The following is a 16,791-nucleotide window of genomic DNA, read 5'->3' on the forward strand; positions in this document are numbered from 1 at the left end:
GTTACTTTATTCACAAAAGGCTTGGGCTATACGAACTTTTAAAGAAGTAGGATGACGACAGCTGATTCTCTTTTCTACAGCTGATAATATTCTTGTTCGAGTATACTCATGATAAGATCTGTCTGAAATGCTTCTTCAATAAAAGCACCTTCACGCTCTATTCCTTCTTTTACAAAACCGCATTTTTCATAACAAGCAATGGCTCTATGGTTGTATTCGAGCACTCGTAAATCGACTCTGTGCAAGTGAAGGTGTTCAAATGCGTACGCAAGTACCAATTTTGTAACTTCGGTGCCTAGCCCTTGATTCCAGACGGAAGAATCAAATAAACCAATTGCATACCGTGCGCGCCGGTCGTGCTCGTTAACGGTCAGCCGTGCTTCTCCAACAAAACGCTGCTCATATTCAATACACCAATTCAGCTTTTGAGACTTTATGTACTCGACGTGCCGCTTGGCATCTTGTAATGTAAGAGGTTTTAAGTTTCGGGTATCGCCTCCGTACATGCGAATAAGTTCTTTTGTTTGTTTGCATGCTAGATAGTCATTTACATCGCTGTCTTTTGGTTTTCTTAGTATCACGTTTTTTCCTTTTAAAAGTGGTGAAACATTATTCATTTGATGCATCCTTTCTTTTCTAACATTTAAAAAGGTATTCCACTTGTCTCCTAAAAAACCTGCTTTTATGTATAAAAGAAATTCAGACATAACTATGTCCATCGAATCTTAAAACAAATGGGATCGGCACGCTAGTATGGAGTGCTTGTTACACCGCGGTTGACTTCCGTGCAAGCCTTGGCTTTCCATTAACTGCTCTACATACATGAAGCCTACGTTCATTCTACAAATGAAAAAATCCGAACGAGTTGGATTCTCAAGCAAGAATCTCGATTCATCGTTCGGATCTTCCTTCAGCTAAACTACTTTTCTCCCAGCCTCTTTACGAAGAATGTTTTTTTGCGTAGTGAGCAAGTGCAAGAAGAGGAAAAATATCATTGTAGCTGTGGTACTGAATATAAAATTGTCCAGGAAGACCAATTCCCGTGGGGTAATGAGTTTGCTGCTCTGTAAGATTTGGATTCAGTAAAAATTTAATTCCTTTTTCAACGGCTCGATCTTTTAATGGACATATTGTCATTAAAGCATCGAGAGCCCAAGCCGTTTGAGAAGGGGTGCTAAACGATAGTGGCACATATTTTTTTAAAGAAGCGCTATAGCATGATTCTCCGAATCCACCGTCTTCTTGTTGAATGCTTTTGAGCCAGTTGATAGCTTTGATGATACGCGGATCAGAAGCAGAAACCCCTACAGCACGAAGTCCTGTAATAGCGGCCCACGTTCCGTAAATGTAGCAAACTCCCCACCGGCCGTACCAGCTCCCGTTATCCAACTGATGATCAAACAGCCATTTTACTGCAGCTTTAATCGAAGGGTGGGATTTATTCATACCAGCAAAGTTTCCGAGGCACTCAAGCACTCGACCGGTTAAATCGGCAGTAGCCGGATCCGTCGCTGCATCTTTTGCATTTTCAAGCGGGAGATAAGTAAATAAAATAGAGTCAGTATTTTTTTCAAATGCAGCAAAACCCCCGTCTTTGTTTTGCATGGACAGCAGCCAGTTAATGCCTCTTTGCCAAGACTCCAAATAATCTGTATCGGTTTGTGCTCTTCTAGAAAGAGCTCTGATAGCAGCAGACGTATCGTCTAAGTCAGGGTTATTCGTATTAATATCGGAAAACCCCCAGCCTCCAGGTGCTGTATTTGGGTTATGAAACTGCCAATCTCCAAGCTTTGTATGCTGTCTTTTCTTTAAGTAGCGAGTTGAGCCTTTAATCATAGGATCTTGCTGCGGTACACCTGCTTCCTGTAGAGCGTAAGATAGCAGCGCGGTATCCCAAACGGTTGACGTGGAGTTTTCTACGTGCACGTGGCCGCTGCATGTACTAAGTAGTGAACAAATACCGTCAATTGCTTTTTGGATCACAAATGAATCTTTTTTATAGCCAAGAGCCAAAAGACCGTAAATCATAAAAAAAGTAGAGGTGGCGTAGCTGTAGAGTGTTCCGTCTTTTTCAATTCTTTCTAGCATGTAACGCTCCGCTGCTTGATAACCAAGCTTGTGGATGTAAGAAGGTAAAGAAGCCAGCTGTTTTAAATGGTCGACTAAAAAAATAGAAGCGCGTGATTCTTGAGTAGTTTCCTCCGATTCCTGATTCTGTTCTCTTACATCTAAATGAGAAAGAGAAGGTGTATGCCTAGAAGTAAGTGAAAATTTTTTGTTTCCTGCTACCATCATCGGAACGAAGTGAATTCTGGCATAGGTGCTTAATTCATAAAAGTTAAGCGGTACATAGGTAGGCACGAGCAAAAGAGAAAGCGGGAGGTAAAATAGCTTTGGCCACTCGTATAAACCGTTAACAGAAAGCATCCATCTTGTAAGAAAATGAGCGCGCGAAATGCCTCCCGAATCTATAATATATCTTTCTGCTTTTCGCAAAATCCGGTCGTTTTTTTGGTAATACCCTGAATATAAAAGAGCTGTATAAGCTTGAATAGTGGCGGATAAGTTATGTTCTTCATCATCAAACAACGTCCAAAGACCATCTTCATTTTGAAGGGAAACGATCCGTTCGGTTAATTGTTTAATCAACCCTTCTTTATCTAAATCAAAGGTGCGAAGAAGCATAATTAAAAACGCATCAGGCATAACGCCTGTTTCAAAACAGTAGCGAAATGACCCGTCATTTTTTTGTGTTGGGCGCAGATAGGCGATTCTTCGCTGAATCTCTAGCTGAACTTCCTTTAGCAATATGATCACCTCTTATGATAATGCTTTTCAATCTTTCGACCTGTTTCTTTATAACTGTATTCAAAGGAAGAGAGTTCTATGAGAGGAGAAAGTTGCAAAGAATAGAGCGCTTGCTGCACAATAAAGGTACTGGAAAATTGGAGTGATAGAAGTGAAAGAAATACAGGTAGAAGTTATTCAAGGACGAGGCTCTTACCGAGAGCTTGGTGAAATGCAAGGGAAATTACATAAAGGAACAAAGCTGTTTGAAAATCATCAAAAAAGAAGAAAACGTTCATTAAGAAGCTATCAAACGATAGCAAAAGAAGCGCGTCATTATTACGACTTATTTGCTCCGGGACTGTGGGATGAGCTAGTGGGCTTAGCAGAAGGCTTAGATTGGCCTCTTGAAGACGTTATTCATGAGTACAGCGGGTATCAGCAAGAGTGGAAAAAAACGGGATGTTCGGCTCTTATGCAGCACGGCGTGTATGTGCGAAACTACGATTATCATCCTAAAACGTACGAAGGTCGATTTTTGCTTTTTCAGCCAAATGAAGGATATGCAAGCGTCGGATTTGGAACGAGAATGGTGGGGCGAATGGATGGAATGAATGAAAAAGGATTAGCAATTGGCTATCATTTTGTTAATCGCCGCCGTCAAACGAACGGATTTATTTGCTGTACGCTCGCTCGGTTTATTTTAGAAACATGTGAAACGACAGAAGAGGCTATTGCTATTTTAGAAAGAGCACCGCATCGTCATGCGTTCAATTATTCCATTTATGACCGCAGCGGACAGGGAGCAGTAGTCGAAGCATCTGGACGAGGCGTTCATGTACAAAGAGGAACGATGATGGGGTGTACGAACCATTTTAATCAGCTGGTCGAAGAAAATCGTCATCATTTGGTAGAGTCAAGGGAAAGGCTCGATCATATTCGAGATCATATTGAAAAAAAGCTATCGCCTCTTGAAGCTTTCTCTTTATTTAATGAAGATGAATACGGTATTTTTAAAGAAGATTACCGGAATTCTGCTGGAACGCTTCATACAGTAGCATATGTACCGGAGACGCTGCAAGTCATTGTGGGGATTGGACGAAAAGCAAAGCCTCTCATTTTCTCGTTTGAAGATTGGATGAAAGGAGAACAATTAACTATAACGAAAATAAAAGGAACGGTAAATACAGATGAACCATTTCCGTTTCAGTAAGGAGCAGCATAATGAGAATTGTAACGAATCAAGAGATGTATCAAGTAGATGATTATATGATGAATACAATTGGGATGAGTGAAGAGTCCCTTATGGAAAATGCCGGGCAGGCTGCTGCAAACGCGCTGAGTGAGCGAATCGAAAAACATGAAAACATAGGGCTGCTTATAGGAACGGGAAACAATGGAGGAGACGGATTTGTTATTGCCCGTGCTTTGAAGTCAAAAGGCTATGAAGTTGACGTCTGGGTAGTTCCTGCACGGGAAAAAATAAAAGGCGCGGCTAAAAAAGCAATGATCATCTATGAAAATGCCGGGTTCACGTGGCAATCGGCGGGAGATAATTTCTCTGTAAAAAAGTATACGGTGCTTATTGACTGTCTACTAGGGATAGGAGTAAAAGGCAGCATCAAATCTCCTTACGATGATATTATAAAAAAAATAAACGACTCTAAGGCTTACATATACAGCATCGATGTCCCAAGTGGAGTAATGGAACAGAAGCAAGAGCTTACAGTACGTGCAGATGCTACGATTACGCTTCAGCAGCCGAAAATCACGGCATTTACATACCCCAGCAAAGAAAGTTATGGAGAATTGATTGTGGTAGATATTGGAATTCCGCCGCTAGCAATTGAAAAAAGTTCATCTTTTAAAGAGGTATGGTCAACTCAGCATATTAAACAATCTTTTCCTATTCGGAATGCTTCGTCCAATAAAGGTACACACGGAAAAGGAATCGTAATAGGAGGTTCACTCCAAACACCCGGAGCGCCGATGTTAACGTCAAAAGCAGCGCTCACAAGCGGAGCGGGACTTTTAACGCTTGCGCTTCCGAGCGATATTCATGCGATTGCAGCTGGTCACATGCTGGAAGTGATGTATAAACCATGTCCAAGCAAAGATGGCTTTTTTGCAGGGGAGATACCTTTAGAAGAAGCGAAGTATGATGCCATTGCAGTCGGACCAGGGCTTGGGAGAACGAAAGAAACGAAGAAAGTCGTCGAACAAGTGCTTTACCAGCCGGTTTCTGTTGTGGTGGACGCCGATGCTCTTTTTCATCTTCCCCATTTAGAAACAGAAGTAAAAGAAAGAGAACACGCCACGATTTTAACACCTCATCCGGGAGAAATGGCAAGGCTCGTGGACACAACAATCGCCGAAGTAGAAGCAAATCGATTTTCAATATCTAGGCAATACGCAGTGGAAAATGGTGTGTACCTTGTATTAAAAGGTCCAAACACGATTGTTACAACACCTGACGGAAAACAATACGTAAATACCACTGGAAACGCGGGACTTGCGAAAGGAGGAACGGGTGACACGTTAACAGGGATCATCCTCGCTTTTATTATGCAGCATGATTCTCTTCAAGAAGCAATCAGTAATGCGGTATATGTTCACGGAAAAGCAGCGGATGTGCTGCTCGATCAGGGGCATACAATGATGGATATGTTAGCAAGCGACGTTATTTCTGCACTGCCGGCAGTCTTAGGGCAGCTGGGTGAGAAGTAATTTCTTCTAGATTATTAAAATTTGTTGACAAAATCCTTCAAAAAGTTGTCAAAACTCTTTGTAAATGATAACGTTATTTTACGTAAGATTTTACATAGAAAGAAAGTGATGTTGTGTACTACTCAATGAGACCAAGAGGCATTCATTTAGCTGTGCCTACACTTTTCTTCCTTATCACAGTCGTGTTATTTGCGATGATGCAGTTTGGTTTTTATTTGGATTCCAGCATTCTTCGTAAAATTTGGGTCATCGTTATGGCTTTATTGCCCATTGCTGGACTAATCACGGCTATTAAAGGTAGAAGAGGAAGCGCAAAGCCGTGGTTAATTATAGGGAACGTGATTCTTATTTTAACCGTTACAATAATGAGCGTACAGGCTATTATTTACTAAACAAAAAAACGTGTTCGCCAAATAGGCGGACACGTTTTTATTAGGAAAGAGAAACGATTTGCTTGGTTACATAGACCGCTTCTCCTGCGATTACCACACCATACGTATTCTCTTTTTTTGTAATTTTTACATGAACGAAGCCATCTTTATCTATTTCCTGTCCTTGCTCAATCACAAATTGCCAGCGGTCATTATCTTGCTGGTCCACATATCTCGCATAATAGGCGCCCATTACGCCTGATGCTGTTCCAGTTACGGCGTCTTCTACCGTACCTGAAAATGGTGAAGAGAAATGTCTTCCGTGCATATGGGCTTCTGAGTGAATCGTTTCAAAACAAAAGGGATGAATAGATGCTTTTGGCATATCTGTTAAAATATGAGGGAAATCTTCTTGATTAGGCTTCATCTTTTTACAGGCATCTAAATTTTTTAAAGGTACAATAAGCGTCCAGTTCCCCGTACTTCCATATACAATAGGAAGTCTTTGATCAAGGTCATCAATATGAAGATTAAGAGCTTTTGCCAGTTTTTCTTTTGAACCCGAAAACGGATGAAACTGCGGAGAAGCTTGACTCATGGTGATAACAGGTTGTCCGTTTCTATTCTGTACAGTCATCGGCAAAATTCCAGCATTTGTTTCCACTGTAAATGTAGTTTTTGGAAGTTTGTTTTTACTATGTAAAGCATAAAGAGAAGCGACGGTTGCATGACCGCACAAATCTGCTTCTTGGCCGGGCGTAAAGTATCGAATTCGTAAATCAGCGCGGGAAGACTTCATGATAAAAGCCGTTTCGTTAAACTGTGCTTGATAAGCAATCTTCTGCATTTCTTCAGCTGAAAAATCATCTCCGTTAAACACGATTCCTGCAGGATTTCCTTTATTAGGGCGCGTGCTGAACGCATCGTATTGATAAACAATCGCTTCTTTCATAGAAATTACCTCCATTTTTATATCCTTGTATGAAAGCTTTAACCAGTGTTATTAAATGATTGGCTATTAAAATAGTGAAATACCTGAACGTTAGAATAAAAAAACAGCAGTTTTACCCGCTGTTTTTCACTTCGCAAAACTATTTTTGCATCGCGGCATTTATTCCTTCTTTTCTAACTTCTAGCATATGAGTAGCTTTTTTATCAATATCTTTAGCTGTATCGGAAGAAATGACGCCTACGCTGCTTAAGTCATAGGCAAGACTTGTAACAAGCAGATGCTCTCTTTGTGCTAGTGTGCCGTATGTAAGTGCAGCGGTTTTAGCTTGAATGCCACTCATATTTAATTCATCAGTAGGAGAAGCTGCTTCTTTTTTTGCGGCTATTGCTTCTTGATAAAGAGAATCATATCCTCCAAACCCCACTTGGGCAATTAGAAAGTTATAAATATCATCGGCCGATTTTTTAGAAGGCTGAGAAAAAGCTCTTTGAAATTTATTGCGCGGTAAAAAGTTTAGTGCCGCTTGTCTTCCGTCTTCATAAATTTTTTCTTGTATTTCTTTAGTAGCTTTTTCGTCGCTTTTCTTCTGCGCTGCATCTAGCTGTTTGCGATATTTTTGAATAATGACTCCGTCCTGCTGATTGTTTCCATCTTTGAAAGTATCTGCGGCTTGTGGAACATCTGACGTTGCTAGAGTCTCAGCGGCGTTCTCTGAAGAAGAAAAGAACGTATTTTTGACAAAAATAAGTGCAAAGATCAGCAGAATAAACCATAAAAACCTGAATTTCTTAAACAAAATGTTCACCTCTGTATAATATTTCTAAATTATGTAAAACAACATGGACCAGTATACAGCAATTTTAGTGTTTTTTTACACATTTACCCAAAAATAAGAAAATAGTAAGAGGTGGTTTTATTAATCTAATAGATATATAGGTTCATTGTTATGGTTCTAAAGAAACCATTGATCTATTTGTACTGATTCACATAATCGAATATGTTTTTGCTAATAAGGCTTAAAGTGACAAGGATAAAAAGCGTTCGGACGTACGTCACGCCTTTTGATAGAGCGACATTTGACCCGACAAAAGAACCCACGATCATCGCAAACCCCATAATTAATCCGTAAGAAAATACAACAGAATCGAAATATAAAAACACAAGCAAAGCACCTAAGTTACTGCCGAAATTTAAAAATTTTGCACTGCCTGCTGACTGCAGGAAATCAAATCCCATAAATAAAAAAGCAAATAAAATAAATGAACCTGTGCCTGCTCCTAAAAAACCATCGTAAAAGCCAATAATAAAAATAAGTGCAGTAAAGAAAATAAGTTTCTTAATAGACAGCGGCTTATACGTGGACGTGGTGCCCCAGTTTTTTTTGAAGATTGTATAAATAGCAACTAAAACAAGGAGAATCAAAATAACAGGTTTCAAAAAAGCAGAGGATAGAAAATGAACGGTGATTGAACCTCCTAAAGAACCAATAAATACAAAAGGAAACCATTTACCTACGACGCGAAAATCGACTTTTCCGGATTTAACAAATCGAATGGTACTCGTTAATACGCCCATCGTTCCGGCTAATTTATTTGTAGCTAAGGCAGCAGCGGGAGGCAGGCCTAAAAATAAAAGGGCAGGCGTTGAAATTAAACCCCCTCCGCCAACTACAGAGTCGATGAATGCAGCTAAAAAACCAAATAGTAAAAGCAAAAGAACAATCTGTAAACTTAATTCTTCCATAAAGCACCTTCCTCATGTCATAATATATAGTGACTACTTAAATAGTAACTATATAAAAAGCAGTTGTAAATATGTAAATGATGAAAATTTCAAATAACTTAAAAAACAGGGAGGTTTCCTTTATGGAAAATATTATTCAGCAGCTGCAGTCGCTTGGATTTAATCAGTACGAATCAAAAGTATACGTGACGCTTGTCAAAAAAGGATCTTCCACTGCTTATAGTATTAGTAAACATTCAGGTGTGCCAAGAGCGCGTGTATACGATATTTTACAAACACTAGAGGAAAAAGGCATGGTGTTAAAAGAAGAGAGTAATGATGGCACCCAGTACACATCGTTGCCCGTCGATGCTTTTTTGCATTCGCTGCAGAAAAAATGGAACGAAACGTATGAAGACGTTAGCGAAACGCTTAAACGTCTTGAAGCTGCAGAGTCTATAGAAGAAAGCCGGGTTATGACGATGAAAGGGGAAAGAGCGATTCTTGCTTTTTGTGAGTCGCTATTGTTAAAAGTAAAAAATAAAATTGTCATCTCGCTTTGGCCCGATATTTATAATGAGTTGAAGCCCCTTTTATTACAGCTAAGGGAGAGTGTCACACTAAAAGGAATTGTGTTTGAACAAGATGAAGCGATGGAGGAATTTGACCGGCACCGTCATACAAGCTATACCGAAAACATTGGGAATCAAAACTGGTTTATTATATCTGTTGACAGCAGTGAAATGATTTATGGTCATAAAGAAATGGCTTACTATACAAATAACGCAGTCAACATTAATTTACTTGAAAACTATATTTGGCATGATATTCTCGTTAACAGACTTGTAGAAAAAAGTGATCAGGAAATGGACAGATGGATCGAAAGGGAAAGAGAAAGTTTTTTTGCGTAGAAAAACCCGCTTTATGCGGGTTTTTGTATTAAAAAGTTTGCGCAAGTTTTTTGGCTTCGGCTATTCCCTTTTCTTTAATTTCCTGCGCTTTATCTGGCATTGCGTTATGCCCTTCGACAAAAATGCCGTCTAACGAAGGTACTCCGAAGAAATTCATCATAATTCCAATATAACGATGCCCCATTTCCATATCAGCTGCGGGACCTTCAGAATAAATGCCTCCGCGCGCTTGAATATGAAGCGCTTTTTTATCCGTTAATAGCCCAACAGGACCTTCTGCCGTGTATTTAAATGACTTACCGGCTACGGCTACAGAGTCTAAATAAGCTTTCATAACCGGTGGAAATGAAAAGTTCCACATAGGCGTTACAAAAACATATTTGTCCGCGGTTACAAACTGTTCGCTCAGTTCTGCAAGACGATTGACCTTTTCCTGTTCATGAGAAGAAAGTTCAGAGCCAGACTGAAGTTTGCCCCAGCCGCTAAATACATCCGCATCAATATGAGGGATATTTTCTTTATAAAGGTCAATATGTACAACTTCGTCACTTGAATTGTGCTCTTTGTAAGCATCGATAAATGCTTTTCCAGTTGCCATACTGAATGATTGAGACTCATCGTGAGGATGAGCTGTAATATAAAGTACTTTTGCCACGTCTTATCATCTCTTTCTTGTTTGAAATAATGTACTGTCTTATCGTTATCACTCGTATAAAAAACTATACGCACTTTGTTCAGTAAGTTGAAAAAGAGCATATGAAAAGAACTTTTATATAGAAAATAATGGTATAATAAATGTTTGAATATTTATATAACAAGTATGTGTAACAGAAGTAAATAAGAGGTGTCGAGATGAAAGGAAAATGGATAATAGTTACAGGTGCAGGTTCTGGAATTGGCAAAGAAATTGTAAAAGAGTGTGTGTCAAAGTGCTATTCAGTTATTGCTTGTGATATTAATGATGAAGCTTTGAGACAACTAGCTGAAGATACAAAGGGCCATATTGAAACGTATGTAGTAGATGTTAAAAATGGAAAGGATGTAAAAGATCTTTTTTATCAAATAAAAGATAAAAATTTGTATGGGTTAGTTAATAATGCAGGCGTGTATTTAGGGAAAAATTTATTGGATTATGAAGAAAACGAAATAGATTTTGTGATGGATATTAATATTAAAGGATATGTTTATTTCTCCAAGTACTTTGGCGAATTATTAATGAAAAAGGAAACAGAAGGGGCGATTATTAATATATCGTCCGTGTCAGGAATGGAAGGAAGCTCCGATGCTATATATGGAATGTCTAAAGCAGCAGTATTAGGATTAACCAAGAGCTGTGCGATGAATTTTTCTCCTTATATGCGGGTGAATGCAGTAGCACCTACAATGGTAAATACCGATATGATGAAAAATATTCCAGAGTGGCGCAAAAATGAATACATCGCTCATCAGCTGATTCCAAGCTTTGTTACGCCTCAAGACGTGGCAGATACGGTCCTGTTTTTATTAAGCCCTCAAGCAAAACATTATACAGGAGCCACCTTTGATCTTAATAGCGGATGTTATTTACGCTGAATACTCTTTCAAAAGGAATTGAGACATTAACTACATCAATCCAAAGACGAACAAATGGGATAAATAATTCAGTATGGCGCGTGTTACACCGTTGTTGATCTCCGTGCCAGACTTCGCTTTCCGCGGGCGGCCGATGAGCCTCCTCGTCGCATGCGCTCCTGCGGGGTCTCATCCCTTCCGCTTTTCCGGCAGGAGTCTTCGCCTTGCCCTCCAATCAACAGCTAGAAGCACCTACATACATGAAACCTACGTTGACTATCACCATAAAAAATTCGAATGCACTTAATTCTCAATAAAGGATTTTAATTCATAGTTCGGATCTTCCTTCAACTAAAATACGTTTGTCCCATCCTCCTTTTTGTTTTCTTAAGAATTCTTAAGGAATTTACTTAACGTTTCTTTAGATTTTTTTTCTATTCTAGAAAGAAAGAGTAGAAAGAAGGAATAGAAAATGAATTTAGCTTTTATGTATCAATATTTTCACCAGCCGCGAACGGTAGGAGCACTTTTGCCAAGCTCTAAGCACTTAGCGAAAAAGATGATAAAAGGGATTGATTTTGAACATGCAGCCTGTATAGTAGAGTACGGACCAGGAACCGGAGCTTTCACCCGTGAATTAATAAGAAGACGAAGCGCTTGTACAACTTTGCTTCTTATCGAATATAATCGGCATTTTTACGAAAAAGTAAAGGAACAAGTAAGGAATGAAAAAAATGTGTACATGATAAACGGATCCGCTGAAAATGTTCAAAAGTACTTGATACAGTATGGTATTACAAAAATAGATTACGTATTATCAGGTCTTCCTTTTGCCTCGTTGCCGTCTGAAGTGTCGGACTGTATTCTGCAAAACACGCGCAGCGTATTAGCTGATGAAGGGAAATTTATTACGTTTCAGTATACGAATTTAAAAAAAGAGTTGATTCGTACGTTTTTCCCGAAGTTTAAAGTAGAAAAAGAGTGGAGAAATGTTCCGCCTGCATACATTTTTACATGTGAAAAGAATGAGATATAAGGAGTTTGTAAATGAAAGACAGAATTTTAATTATGGATGACGATGAGCAAATTCGTAATTTAATTGCTATTTACTTAGAAAATGAAGGATTTGAAGCGCTGAAAGTTTCTAATGCTGTATCTGGGTTAGCGCTTTTAGAAGAACAAGAGGTAGATTTAATTATATTAGATATTATGATGCCGCAGATGAATGGAATTGAGACTGCTTTTAAAATACGTGAAGAAAAAAACATGCCCATTATCATGCTGTCAGCTAAGTCAGAAGATATGGACAAGATATCTGGCTTAACAGCAGGCGCAGATGATTACTTAACAAAGCCATTTAATCCTCTCGAGCTCATCGCGCGGGTTAAATCACAAATTAGACGCTATAAAAAATACAATCAACGTGCTGAGCATGAAATTATTCAAATTGGCGATTTGGAAATTAACCGCAGCACCCGACTCGTCTTTGTACGCGGCCAAGAGATTCGCTTAACGCCAAAAGAGTTTGATATTTTAGAGCTGCTTGCACGCCATAAGGGCACGGTGATGAGTATGGGGAAAATATATGAAGCCGTTTGGCAAGCAGACGCGCTTAAATCGGATAGTACCGTAATGGTTCATATTACAAAAATCCGCGAAAAAATTGAGGATAATCCGAAAAAGCCCATTTATATTAAAACAATATGGGGCGTAGGATACAGGATATGAGAAGAATAAGTGTAAAGCTTCTTTTTGCTGTCATTATAAGCTTTTTGGCTACTAATTTAATTTTTATTTTAATTTCTAGGCTTGTTTTAAGCAGGTATATACAAGAAGAGAAAATGAATGTTTCTGCATATAATCTATTGGCGTTTGGGCTTACTTCTATGGCGGTTGTGGTCTTTATTTTTGTTTTTTTAGTACTTATTCGTTCCCATATTCGTTACCTGAAAGAAATTTCCGAACAGGTTCAAAAAATATCAAATGGAGATTTAGGAGCAACCATCCATGTGCGAGGAAAAGATGAACTGGCTGAGTTAAGTCAAAATATTAACAAAATGTCTGCTCAGCTTCGTACAAAATTTAATCGCGAACGAGAAATCGAACAAGTAAAAAATGAGCTAATATCCAGTGTGTCTCACGATCTGCGCACGCCGCTAACCTCCATTGTGGGGTACCTCGATTTAATTAAAAAGAGAGCAAATTTAGATGATGAAACATTAGATAGCTATTTATATATTGTCGATTCAAAAGCAAATTATTTAACGGATTTAATTGAAGAGTTGTTTGACTATACAAAATTAACGAGTCCCGATCTTCAGCTTCAACGAAATGAAGTGGATATGAAACGTTTGCTTCAGCAGGTGATAGGAGAGTACGAGCCGATTTTAAAAAGAGAAGGCATTGACGTTCAGACTAGTTTTGCTAGTGAATCGGTTGTATTGATTGATGTAGAGAAAATGGTAAGAGTATTTCAAAATTTGCTCGAAAATGCCAAAAAGTACAGCGAAAAGCCTTCCGTATTAGAGGTGAATCAGGAAATTGATGAGGATTCGTTGATTATTTCCTTTAGGAACAGCATTAACATCAGTGAAAAACTTGAGGTAGAAAAGTTATTTGATCGATTTTATCGAGGTGATGAATCAAGAACGGATGCGAATGGTTCAGGCTTAGGACTGGCTATTGCTAAACAAATCATCCTGCTTCATCAAGGAGATATACGAGCGGAGCTTCAGCGTAATAAGCTCACTTTTTTTATAAAGCTGCCGCTAACACAAGAAAGCCTTGAGAATCATAAATAAAGATTCTTAAGGCTTTTTGCTACTATTTTAATACCGTATTCAAATTCTGGAAGCGTCGCATAAGCAAAGGATATTCTGATATGCTGCGATGTTTCATGATCATATAATGCGCCTGGATTTAAAAGGACGCCTTGATCTAGACAGTGCTTAAATAATTTACGCATCGAAACAGGCTTATGCAGCGTAAGCCAAAAATAAAAACCTCCGCTCGGAACATTCCATGTAGCGAGACTTTCCAAATGCTTCTCTAAAATAGCCTGTGCTTTCTGAGATTTTTCTTTTAATTTGTACCGTACGCTGGCAACGTGATTGTCATAAATTCCTGTCTTAAGAGCTTCAGCAGCAGCCCATTGAGATAAGGAACTAGCTCCGTAGTCAACTTGCATTTTAAGATCGGCCAATCGCTCAATCACATGTTCTGGCCCGACAACCCATCCAATTCGAAATCCTGGGCTGAAGGTTTTAGAGAGCGTTCCTAAATAAAGAACCATTCCGTTTTTATCTTGAGCTTTTAATGAAAGCGGAGGGGGTGAATGAAACCAAAGCTCTCCGTAAGCATCATCTTCAATAATAGGCAAATGCATCATTTCACACCGATGAAGTAGCTCTTGACGCCTTTGTTCGCTCATCGTCACATTGGTCGGGTTATGAAAGTTGGGTATCGTATATAAGACTGTGCCTTTTTCTTTTTCATGCTGGTCTTTTAATGAAGATAATTGAATTCCTTCTTTATCTAATGAAACGCCCGTTATTTTCATTTGTGCGGACTGAAACAAGGGCAGAGAATAAAGATAAGATGGCTTTTCAGCTAAAATATTGGCACCTGGAGGCAGCAGGCCGATTGAAATTAATTGAAGCGCTTGAAGTGAACCAGATACAATTAAAATAGATGAAGGAGACGTTTCAATGCCTCGTTTTTTTACATGCTTCGCTAACTCTTGTCGCAGTTCACCGTTACCTTTTGGGTGCTCGTACCCCAAGTGTACGCTTCTATGTTTCATTCCGCTAAACAGCTCGGAAAGCTGATCAGAAGGGAGCAGGTCAGGTGCTAACTCTCCAGTTCCCAAACGAATAATGCCCCGTTGAAATTCAGCTTCGTTAATATGGCGGATAGTCGAAGAATTTGGTTGGTATATTCCTGCCTCTACATAAGAACTCCAGTTCATGTGAGAACCTGCTGCTAGTAAGCTCCACGTATTGTTAATGACTTTGGTTCCACCACCTTTGTTTCCACTAAGCAGTCCTTCAGCAATTAAGTTTTCAGTTGCTGTTACCACTGTGCTTCTATTTACAGAAAAGGCAGCAGCCAAATGGCGCTGCGAAGGAATTTTAGTTCCAATAGGCCATTCTCCATTTGTAATTTTCTCTTTCATATACTCTTGAATTTGTTTGTGCATTGGCTTTTTATCAGCCGGATTTGGAGTCCAATTCATGTGAGACCACCTTTTTGTAATTTGGTTGGTATTATAAATCAAAACTTGGATGGAGACAACAGGGGATGTTAATTGTAAGATGAAAGTGAAAGGAGAGAGTAACATGTTTACAGTGGTTATACACGCTTTGTTGTTAGCATTCGGTTTGATTTTACCTTTAGGAGTACAAAATGTGTTTGTTTTTAATCAAGGAGCAAATCAACGGATGTTCAAACAGGCGCTTCCCGTAGTGGTGACGGCTTCTGTTTGTGATACGATTTTAATTATAGTCGCAGTGCTGGGAGTTTCAGCAGTAGTTGCTGCTTTTTCGTTTTTTCAAACGCTTATTTTTGGAATAGGTTTTCTTTTTTTAGCGTATATGGGCTTTGTAACATGGAAGAGCGAACCTTCGAAAACGTCATTAAAGGAAGGAATGACGGTAAAAGCGCAGATTCTATTTGCTGCTTCTGTATCTCTGCTAAATCCCCACGCGCTGATGGATATTATAGGCGTAATCGGAACAAATTCTCTACTGTACAGCGGAAAGGAAAAATGGATTTTTACGCTGGTTACGATATCTGTTTCGTGGATATGGTTTTTATTTTTAGCTTTTGCAGGAAAAGTGATAGGAAAAATGGATACAAATGGGAAAATAATGATTTGGGTGAATAAGGTTTCTGCATGTATGATTTGGGGAGTGGCTCTTTACATGGCAAAAAGCATTCTTTTTCATTAGAATAAACGTTGAAAGGAAAGTTATGTAATATAAAAATGCTTTTTTCTAGAAAGCGAGGGTAAAAAATGATTCAAGGAATTAATCATATGTGCTTTTCCGTGTCAAATTTAGAACAGTCCATCACCTTTTATCAGAAAGTGTTAGGAGCGGAACTTTTAGTGAAAGGAAAGTCCACCGCTTACTTTAGTCTTAAGGGACTGTGGCTGGCGCTAAACGAAGAAAAAGATATTCCTAGATCAGACATTCAGTATTCGTATACTCATTTAGCGTTTTCTATTTCCATTGAAAGCTTTGACGAAGCAAAAGAGCTGTTAAAACAGTATAATGTAACCATCTTATCTGGAAGAAATCGTGACGAGAGAGACAAAAAATCTATTTATTTTACGGATCCTGACGGTCATAAATTTGAATTTCACACCGGTACGCTTCAAGACCGTTTAGCGTATTATCAAGAAGAAAAGCCCCATATGACATTTTATTCGCTAGAAGAGTAGTACTAAAATAGTTATATAAGGTTACAGTTTTATTACATTCGCATTCCTCGCTCAGTTATCATTAAATAAACGATTCTGTTGTGATATAATGGAAAAAAAGTGAGGAGGAGGAAGAATGTATACCGCAAAACAGGTGAAGTTTGGTTCGCATATTGTGATAGGCGTACTTTTCGGCATCCTAGCTGCAATGTTCATCGGCACTTTTTATCAAAATGTACCGGGTGTATTACCATACGGGATGATTAGCGGACTTGCAGTGGGGCTAGTAGCAGATACATATTATACAATTAAAACAAAAATAAAGGTTATCTAATATAGAGAGTAAGA

Annotated in this window: 19 protein-coding genes; 11 read left to right on the forward strand and 8 right to left on the reverse strand. The window is 38.8% G+C overall.

Annotated features, from left to right (window positions below; all coding sequences use genetic code 11):
* Positions 1-74: 74 nt before the first annotated feature.
* Positions 75-617: a GNAT family N-acetyltransferase gene (locus MKY06_RS11155; protein ID WP_029321532.1), complete on the reverse strand. Its 543-nt coding sequence runs from the start codon at positions 615-617 to the stop codon at positions 75-77.
* Between the two features lie 322 nt (positions 618-939).
* A complete protein-coding gene (locus tag MKY06_RS11160; RefSeq protein WP_013056881.1) occupies positions 940-2,817 on the reverse strand; it encodes a terpene cyclase/mutase family protein in 1,878 nt (625 codons plus the stop codon).
* A gap of 142 nt (positions 2,818-2,959) precedes the next feature.
* Between MKY06_RS11160 and MKY06_RS11165 the strand changes: the two genes are divergently transcribed.
* The 3 genes from MKY06_RS11165 (at position 2,960) to MKY06_RS11175 (ending at position 5,906) form a co-directional block, all read left to right on the forward strand.
* Positions 2,960-4,000: a C45 family autoproteolytic acyltransferase/hydolase gene (locus MKY06_RS11165; protein WP_064471630.1), complete on the forward strand. Its 1,041-nt coding sequence runs from the start codon at positions 2,960-2,962 to the stop codon at positions 3,998-4,000.
* Positions 4,001-4,011: 11 nt separating this feature from the next.
* Positions 4,012-5,514 carry an NAD(P)H-hydrate dehydratase gene (locus MKY06_RS11170; RefSeq protein WP_098476082.1) on the forward strand — a complete coding sequence of 501 codons (1,503 nt, stop codon included), beginning with the start codon at positions 4,012-4,014 and terminating at the stop codon, positions 5,512-5,514.
* Positions 5,515-5,627: 113 nt separating this feature from the next.
* Positions 5,628-5,906: a hypothetical protein gene (locus tag MKY06_RS11175; RefSeq protein ID WP_223268911.1), complete on the forward strand. Its 279-nt coding sequence runs from the start codon at positions 5,628-5,630 to the stop codon at positions 5,904-5,906.
* Between the two features lie 40 nt (positions 5,907-5,946).
* On the opposite strand, the gene MKY06_RS11180 is transcribed toward MKY06_RS11175, so the two are convergent.
* The 3 genes from MKY06_RS11180 to MKY06_RS11190 form a co-directional block, all read right to left on the reverse strand.
* Positions 5,947-6,837: a PhzF family phenazine biosynthesis isomerase gene (locus MKY06_RS11180; protein ID WP_053487239.1), complete on the reverse strand. Its 891-nt coding sequence runs from the start codon at positions 6,835-6,837 to the stop codon at positions 5,947-5,949.
* Between the two features lie 139 nt (positions 6,838-6,976).
* Positions 6,977-7,642, reverse strand: coding sequence for a hypothetical protein (locus MKY06_RS11185; protein ID WP_237656855.1), 666 nt, complete (start codon positions 7,640-7,642; stop codon positions 6,977-6,979).
* 164 nt (positions 7,643-7,806) lie between these two features.
* The gene (locus MKY06_RS11190) at positions 7,807-8,580 is read right to left on the reverse strand and encodes a sulfite exporter TauE/SafE family protein (RefSeq protein WP_013056888.1); all 774 of its coding nucleotides are present in this window, start codon (positions 8,578-8,580) and stop codon (positions 7,807-7,809) included.
* Positions 8,581-8,702: 122 nt separating this feature from the next.
* On the opposite strand from MKY06_RS11190, the gene MKY06_RS11195 reads away from it, so the two are divergent.
* Positions 8,703-9,470, forward strand: coding sequence for a TrmB family transcriptional regulator (locus tag MKY06_RS11195; protein WP_098278080.1), 768 nt, complete (start codon positions 8,703-8,705; stop codon positions 9,468-9,470).
* Positions 9,471-9,498: 28 nt separating this feature from the next.
* Here the strand turns inward: MKY06_RS11195 and MKY06_RS11200 are convergent, their stop codons facing one another.
* Entirely contained in the window at positions 9,499-10,125 is a 627-nt protein-coding gene (locus tag MKY06_RS11200) for an FMN-dependent NADH-azoreductase (protein WP_013056890.1), read from the reverse strand.
* Between the two features lie 197 nt (positions 10,126-10,322).
* Here MKY06_RS11200 and MKY06_RS11205 point away from each other — a divergent pair, with 197 nt between their 5' ends.
* Positions 10,323-11,042 (forward strand): SDR family NAD(P)-dependent oxidoreductase, encoded by a 720-nt coding sequence (locus tag MKY06_RS11205; RefSeq protein ID WP_053487241.1) that lies wholly within the window; start codon positions 10,323-10,325, stop codon positions 11,040-11,042.
* Between the two features lie 83 nt (positions 11,043-11,125).
* Here MKY06_RS11205 and MKY06_RS11210 read toward each other — a convergent pair whose 3' ends face one another.
* The gene (locus MKY06_RS11210) at positions 11,126-11,260 is read right to left on the reverse strand and encodes a hypothetical protein (protein WP_255260861.1); all 135 of its coding nucleotides are present in this window, start codon (positions 11,258-11,260) and stop codon (positions 11,126-11,128) included.
* Positions 11,261-11,493: 233 nt separating this feature from the next.
* Between MKY06_RS11210 and MKY06_RS11215 the strand changes: the two genes are divergently transcribed.
* The 3 genes from MKY06_RS11215 to MKY06_RS11225 are packed head-to-tail and all read left to right on the forward strand — an operon-like array spanning position 11,494 to position 13,822.
* Positions 11,494-12,057 (forward strand): class I SAM-dependent methyltransferase, encoded by a 564-nt coding sequence (locus tag MKY06_RS11215; RefSeq protein ID WP_053487242.1) that lies wholly within the window; start codon positions 11,494-11,496, stop codon positions 12,055-12,057.
* An 11-nt stretch (positions 12,058-12,068) separates the two neighbouring features.
* A complete protein-coding gene (locus tag MKY06_RS11220; protein WP_098278079.1) occupies positions 12,069-12,749 on the forward strand; it encodes a response regulator transcription factor in 681 nt (226 codons plus the stop codon).
* Positions 12,746-13,822, forward strand: a complete 1,077-nt coding sequence (locus tag MKY06_RS11225; RefSeq protein WP_098278078.1) for a HAMP domain-containing sensor histidine kinase — start codon at positions 12,746-12,748, stop codon at positions 13,820-13,822. Before MKY06_RS11220 ends, MKY06_RS11225 begins: the two co-directional genes overlap by 4 nt.
* Here MKY06_RS11225 and MKY06_RS11230 read toward each other — a convergent pair.
* Positions 13,813-15,255 carry an aminotransferase-like domain-containing protein gene (locus MKY06_RS11230; protein WP_064471637.1) on the reverse strand — a complete coding sequence of 481 codons (1,443 nt, stop codon included), beginning with the start codon at positions 15,253-15,255 and terminating at the stop codon, positions 13,813-13,815. The genes MKY06_RS11225 and MKY06_RS11230 overlap by 10 nt on opposite strands.
* A 103-nt stretch (positions 15,256-15,358) precedes the next feature.
* Here MKY06_RS11230 and MKY06_RS11235 point away from each other — a divergent pair, with 103 nt between their 5' ends.
* The 3 genes from MKY06_RS11235 to MKY06_RS11245 all read left to right on the forward strand — a co-directional run bounded on the left by MKY06_RS11235 (position 15,359) and on the right by MKY06_RS11245 (position 16,777).
* Complete coding sequence (locus MKY06_RS11235) at positions 15,359-15,970, forward strand: LysE/ArgO family amino acid transporter (protein WP_013056895.1); 612 nt, start codon at positions 15,359-15,361, stop codon at positions 15,968-15,970.
* 65 nt (positions 15,971-16,035) lie between these two features.
* On the forward strand, positions 16,036-16,464 hold the full coding sequence (fosB, locus tag MKY06_RS11240; RefSeq protein WP_098278077.1) for a metallothiol transferase FosB: 429 nt from the start codon (positions 16,036-16,038) through the stop codon (positions 16,462-16,464).
* 115 nt (positions 16,465-16,579) lie between these two features.
* On the forward strand, positions 16,580-16,777 hold the full coding sequence (locus MKY06_RS11245) for a hypothetical protein (RefSeq protein WP_013056897.1): 198 nt from the start codon (positions 16,580-16,582) through the stop codon (positions 16,775-16,777).
* Positions 16,778-16,791: the final 14 nt, after the last annotated feature.

Origin of the sequence: Priestia sp. FSL P4-0332, assembly GCF_038005845.1 — a bacterium.
Taxonomy (GTDB): Bacteria; Bacillota; Bacilli; order Bacillales; family Bacillaceae_H; genus Priestia.